This window comes from Desulfosporosinus hippei DSM 8344 (assembly GCF_900100785.1).
GTDB lineage: Bacteria > Bacillota > Desulfitobacteriia > Desulfitobacteriales > Desulfitobacteriaceae > Desulfosporosinus > Desulfosporosinus hippei.
In genome coordinates this window covers 1-6,140 of the sequence record NZ_FNCP01000057.1, presented here as the reverse complement: position 1 = coordinate 6,140, position 6,140 = coordinate 1, and the positions used below count along the sequence as shown (strand labels likewise).

Genomic DNA, 6,140 nt, shown 5'->3' with positions numbered 1-6,140 from the left:
TGATAAATTTTATATGCCCACCTGTATGTATAAGAAAAACACAACCATCTTAATCTGGATGGTTGTGTTTTTCAGGCCTTAACTTAATGACATTGCCCTCAAGGCAGGCGGTTCAATGACTGGATTCCAGAAACCGACTACCGGGAGGGGAGTATTCTTATATACATATATTTTTCCAAGCCTTGGGATAATAGTAGCGGACATAATAAACTGAGGTGCGTAAATGTTTAACTTCTGGAAAAGGAGCCACCCCCAAAGAATTGATAATAATACTACTTTTCATAAGATCGAAGAACATCCTGAAAGTGTTTCTCAAGAAGTTACTTCTCCTCAAAGGTTACCCGTGGTCAGCACTATAGTCCGCGATAGCAGCCAGCTCTTACGCGGATCAAAGCTGCGCTTTACAGAGGATGTGCATTATAATTTGGATTTAATAAAAAATCTAATCCCCACACCGGAACTGGTTGCCGAAACTATTTCTCTAGGGAGTCTGGCCCCTAAAGAAGTGCTGCTAATTTACTTAGGGAATATTGCCAACCCCGGCATCATTGCGGAAATAAAGCAAAGACTCCGGACTATTAAAGCAAGAACCTTATATGAAAGCAGTTACATCCAAAGAAATATTGAGGACTCAACCCTTAGCCCCTTTCCCCAGGTTGAAGTGAGTGAGCGACCTGATGTGGCGGTGAGTGCTTTGTTCCAGGGAAGAGCAGTTATCATTCTAGATGGCAGTCCAGACGTCTTACTGGCTCCCAGCACATTTTTCGATCTTATGGATACCCCTGATGATGTTTCCAGTCGTTGGTTTTTTGCAGCAAGCTTTTTTAAAATTGCTCGCTATATCATGTTGTTGCTTGCTGGCTGCCTGCCAGGCTTTTATATAGCCATACTGTCTTATCATCCGGAAATGGTGCCAACCCGTCTGCTTCTTCTTATCCTGGACTCACGGGAAGGTACACCCTTCCCGGTCTATTTTGAAGTTTTTCTGATGATGGGGGTATCCGAAGCTTTTCGGATGATGCTAATCAGAATGCCGTCTTTAATGGGTTCCAGTGTAGCGCTATTTTCTGGCATTACTCTGTTGATCGCCGGTCTATATACTAATACGATTGGTGGAGTATTGGTAATAGTCGTTACCTTGACAGTGATGTCTTCCTTTGCCATCCCCGATTATGATCTGCGAACGGCCATCCGGATGATTCAATTCTTGACCATGATTGTTTCCAGTTTCCTGGGCTTATTCGGTTTTGCCCTGACCTTCTTCTTGATTTGTATTCACCTCTCCACCTTAAAATCCTTTGGCATTCCCTACATGGCACCCCTGGCAACCATGGAACTAAGGGCCTGGGGACATACCCTCTTACGTGAAAATTCTAAAGAGATGCCTATGGATGATACCTATAAGCCTCAGAATCCTCTAAAAGGGAAAGGAGGATGATGCTATGCCCACAGAAAGCAATGTAAGCGAGGATCGACTTCACACCCGCGCCCTTGTGCCTTTGTTAGTCCTAAGCATCGTTGAATATGAAGTGTTTACTTTTTCAAAGAGCACAGTTACAGCAGCCAATCAGGATGCTTGGCTTTCTATCCTTATTGGTGCCTTCATCGGCAGTATCTTTGTCTATTTGTTTATTAAATTAGCAGCACGCTTTCCTACAATGAACTATTTTCAATACCTGCAAATTGTCTGGGGAAAGCCTCTGGGTTTCATAATCTCAATTCTTTATCTCTTTTTCTGGGTTACCTTCCTCAGCTCAATTTTTTATGAGACTGTGTTAATTAACAAATTGTTGTTTCTTCCTTTAACACCCACCATAGTACCTCTGACTCTATTTGCTTTATCCCTCATTTGGTTGGTATTCTACGGGCTCATCCCCATCATCCGTTTTTTTCAGCTGCTTCTGCCTTTTTTAGTGATTCCCCTACTCCTCTTGGCTCTTCTGTTTATCGTCACAATCAAACTAGAAAGATTTTTACCTGTTCTGGAGAACGGAATCCTACCTGTTCTGAAAGGCTCCTATTTATTTCTGGGGGCCTATCAAGGCCCAGAAGTTCTCTTGTTTGCTGCCCCCTTTTTCCTCAAAATTAGGGAAGGCGTAAAAACCTCCTTATTCGCCTATAATTTAACTGTTTTTATCGGCTTTATGAATACAGTTGCCGCAATAGGAATCCTTGGTGTGGACAATATCAAGGAAGCTGTTTTGCCAGGGATTAACGTTGTAAACATCCTTCAATTACCCGGTTTTCCCGTAGAACGATTTGGGCTTCTCCTCACCTTGCCCTGGCTAATTGCCATGTTTACAACTCTGGCTATTTATCTTCACCTTCTGAATTCAAGCATATTTCAGCTGTTTAAGCTGACCCCCCGAAAATGGATTTTATTCTTGGTAACAGCAATTCCCGTTACAATTGCTTACTTCTTGCCTAATGAGAACTGGCATGAGGTTTTACGCCTTTATCTTACAGTCTTCACAGTACCAATGGTTTATCTACTCCCTGTAATGACCCTTCTTATAGCGATTATCCGCAAGAAAGGAAGGGTAAGATGAGAAATAAATTAAGGCTACTCTGCCTTCTCCCTCTTTTGATACTTACACCCGGATGTTGGGATCTCCACGATGTTAACAGTATCGCCTTTGTATTAGGCATGGGCATTGATGTGCCCTCAAACCCCAACAACGCCAAATATAAAGTCACCTTCCAGCTTGCTGAGCCTATTCCAAGCCATGAGGGGCCTAAAACTCAAAGTTTTGTAATCAGCAGGGACGCGGATAGCGTCCTGCAAGCAATCCAGCTTGCTCAGGCTAGTCTTAGTCGAAGGATTTCTTTAAGTCACTTGCGGGCAGTGGTAATCGGTGAAGACATTGCTAAGCGGGAAAGTTTTCAAGACCTTATTAATTATCTCTTACGCGAGCCTGATTTGGCTTTGCAACTTCGCCTGGTTTTTGTCCAAAACGCCCAAGCACGAGACCTGTTAGATACCAAGGAAAAATTTGAAAAACGCCCCACAGCTGCATTGGTGCGTATGGGATGTTTTTCGGAGCAAATCGCTATTGTCAGAACCAGGGACTTTCTAGACTTCCTCAGTGACTTAAAGAGTTCCAATGGAACGGCCTATGGCTCCCGAGCATTGCTTCCGAAAGACGAAAATGTCATCCTTCGAGATGGGGCTGCTGTCTTTAAGGACTGGAAGCTGGTGGCCTGGCTTAATGGTGATGAAGTCCTGGCCTCTAATTGGCTGGTAGAAAAGAGCCAAGCTGTTGTAGTAGCGAAAGCGGAGGAAAACACATACACTTATGAGGTCAGAAAGAAGGACACAACCTTTAAGCCCATTATAAATGGCGGAAATCCATCCATGCTGGTTAAAGTAACTTCAGAAGGAATGGTTATGGAGGAATATGGAGAGTATCTCGATCTTTCTAATCCAGAAAACATTGAACAAATGGAATTACTCTTTGCTGAAACCATTGCTCAACAGGTAAAAACCGCTATCGAAAAATCTCAAAAAGAGCTCAAGGCAGATTATCTAGGTTTTCATAAGGCCTTTCGGAGACATGAACCCGAGGCTTTCAAATCCTTAAATTGGAATGAGGTTTACCCCTCAATGCCTATAGAAGTGGAAGTTGAGTGTAAGATAAAAGCGTATGGATTGCGAAAGTAGGGATGCCAAAATTACATTACGTGTCATACATCTGTTCCATACATCTCTTTCAAACCTTTCGTCAAAAAATCGACAGTCTTAGTTTTATAAGCTTCATGGGTATTCTTATTCTCGGGTGCAAGCCTGCTCAGCTCAAAGATCAGTTCCTTAAAGGTTTTATCCAGGTTCTCATATAAAAAGGCGACTTTATTAGCGCAGGCCTTGTGATGCGCAGCAGTAAGGTTCCTACTCATTGATTGGATGGAGCCGTATTCTGTGCTTTTCTTGAAGGAGTTCAACTCCGACTGCAGTTTTCCGGCCCTAGTCTCAATCTCTCCTTTGGACTTACTTAACTCCGCTGACATACTCTTTAGGCTGTCCCGCTCAGTGGTCAGCTGGGATATTTTGCTCACTTGATTATTCAAGGCTTTCTGAAGATCCCCTTTTTCCTGAAAGGCCTGATCCCTTTCCTGAAGTGCCTGGTTCCGATCCTTAACTGCCTTTTGCAGTTCGCGGATAGACATGCTTTCCACATCCAATTCTGCGATGAACTGCGCCCGGTCTTCTTCCGGGACTACTAAGAGAGTAAGTGCCTGGGAATAACTCAAATTCGGCAACCCTTCACCCTGCCCGCCGACGGCAAGGGAGGCGGCCTGCTGGGTTCCGTAGCCCTCGAAGAGACGCATCAGTTTTTCCGCCGTGCTCTGGGAGTAGCTCACGGAGTCCTCCAGCCACTTGCCCCATTCCCCATGGGGAAGCAGAGCCTTGGCCTCCTTCAGGCGCCGACCAATCTCAATGGCACCGACCAGAAGAATTTTCCCCGTCTGGTGTCTGATCATGTTTATTTCAGCCGCAATCATGAGAGATGTGCGGTCTGTAGTCAAATCATTCATAATTCTATCTGCCCTTTCTGTTTACTTATTCACAGAATATGAGGACAGATTTATGAGTGTGACAAACCATATTTAAATGGACTACCCCAAAATCGGAAACGTTTCCGATTTTGGGGTAGCATATCATCGCCATTCTGACGCCTAAAAACTTTTACCGTAAAGCGTTAAATTCCATGTATAGGTTGTTGCCGATAACCCTAAATCTTGATAGAATGTGATCCGTGACATAATACATGCCGATGTAGCTCAATTGGTAGAGCAGCTGATTTGTAATCAGCAGGTTACAGGTTCGAGTCCTGCCATCGGCTCCAGGCCTAATAATTAAAGGCGCGAATGAGCGCCTTTTTTGATGGATTTTTTTAGACAACTTCGTTTTGGCAATCTTTAGCAAAGTATATTAACGTTATTTATAATTATCTATTTTCTACTAAAATTTTATTAAAAAGTATACAAATGGCTAACTTAATTTTCCACGTGTTATTTTTCTTGTTGAATCAAAGAATAGGGAAAATTAGTAGTTTTATAGGAGGGTCCCTAATATGGCAAAAATCAAAGATAGAGATACCCTTTCAATTGTCTCAGGCCTTATTGGGCTGGCAGGGATTATGATTGTTGATGGAATCTCTCAATGGGCAGACTTATCTAAAAGATCGTATAGGGAAGCTTCAGCAGGGATCTTTGTCTCAAAGAGGGAAGCAATGAGGCTTGAAGGGCAAATTCTTGGTACAATTATGAACGGTGCTGTGAGTATTCTTGGAGCTAATTTTATTATTAAGCGTATGTCTACAAACGGACGTGATAAGCTTTTGGTTAAAGGAATTATGTCCGGAATTACCTTCGGAGCAATAGCTACTGTTATTCCAAATATTGTTCCCAAGAATCGGGTTAAGCCTAAAGATGCGACAAGTAATCTATCTTATGTTTTGAGTAACGTTGTGTACGGGTTACTTACTACCTTCGCATCAGCTAAATTGGGACATGATTCACTTTTTGACGTTCCCCCTCAAAACGACTATTTAAAACCAACAGAAAAGACAAGTGAACAAGTGAAATTATCTCCTGTCGCACGCTAAATTTTCTAATCCGAGTAGAATCTCTCGTCTAATAGATAAGAGATTCTACTTTCTTATTGTTCGAAGGAGCTCCATTAAAAGGTGTGTCCAGTCGGGCGAATCCCAAGTTGATGGTGTTCTCCATCGTTCGTTAAACTCCCATTAAAAGAATGTATAAACTCTAGCCTAAATATAGACTGGCCCAAAATCGGAAACGTTTCCGATTTTGGGGCAGCATATCATCGCCATACTGACGCCTAAAAACTTTTACCGTAAAGCGTTAAATTCCTTGTCTAAGTTGTTGACGATAACCCTAAATATTGATGCACCATACACCAGCAAAATGTCATAGTAACACTTCTGTACAAGTATAGATGGGTTGCTATTTGTGTTCTCTTTAACTTTCTGGTATAGACAAATTTCTCCCGTTCATAAAAATACCTACTATAATAATTAACTTAACTTTCGCATAGCGAAAGTTACCTCTAACCCTGTATCTATCTAGCTTAGAACAAAATATTTTAGTTTATTGACAGGAAAAACACCTTTCCAATT

Annotated in this window: 5 protein-coding genes and 1 tRNA gene; 5 read left to right on the top strand and 1 reads right to left on the bottom strand. The window is 42.3% G+C overall.

What is annotated here, in order from left to right:
* The first annotated feature begins 223 nt into the window (after positions 1–223).
* Genes BLS16_RS22855 through BLS16_RS22845 form a run of 3 tightly spaced genes read left to right on the top strand, consistent with a single transcriptional unit; the run spans position 224 to position 3,661 of the window.
* Entirely contained in the window at positions 224–1,438 is a 1,215-nt protein-coding gene (locus tag BLS16_RS22855; RefSeq protein WP_092335877.1) for a spore germination protein, read from the top strand.
* 4 nt (positions 1,439–1,442) lie between these two features.
* Positions 1,443–2,549, top strand: a complete 1,107-nt coding sequence (locus BLS16_RS22850; RefSeq protein WP_092335876.1) for a GerAB/ArcD/ProY family transporter — start codon at positions 1,443–1,445, stop codon at positions 2,547–2,549.
* On the top strand, positions 2,546–3,661 hold the full coding sequence (locus BLS16_RS22845; RefSeq protein ID WP_092335875.1) for a Ger(x)C family spore germination protein: 1,116 nt from the start codon (positions 2,546–2,548) through the stop codon (positions 3,659–3,661). Before BLS16_RS22850 ends, BLS16_RS22845 begins: the two co-directional genes overlap by 4 nt.
* A gap of 23 nt (positions 3,662–3,684) precedes the next feature.
* On the opposite strand, the gene BLS16_RS22840 is transcribed toward BLS16_RS22845, so the two are convergent.
* A complete protein-coding gene (locus tag BLS16_RS22840; RefSeq protein ID WP_092335873.1) occupies positions 3,685–4,533 on the bottom strand; it encodes a DUF3102 domain-containing protein in 849 nt (282 codons plus the stop codon).
* 235 nt (positions 4,534–4,768) lie between these two features.
* Here BLS16_RS22840 and BLS16_RS22835 point away from each other — a divergent pair.
* Positions 4,769–4,844 (top strand) — tRNA-Thr (locus tag BLS16_RS22835).
* A 228-nt stretch (positions 4,845–5,072) separates the two neighbouring features.
* On the top strand, positions 5,073–5,606 hold the full coding sequence (locus BLS16_RS22830) for a hypothetical protein (protein ID WP_092335872.1): 534 nt from the start codon (positions 5,073–5,075) through the stop codon (positions 5,604–5,606).
* The last annotated feature ends 534 nt before the right edge of the window (positions 5,607–6,140 follow it).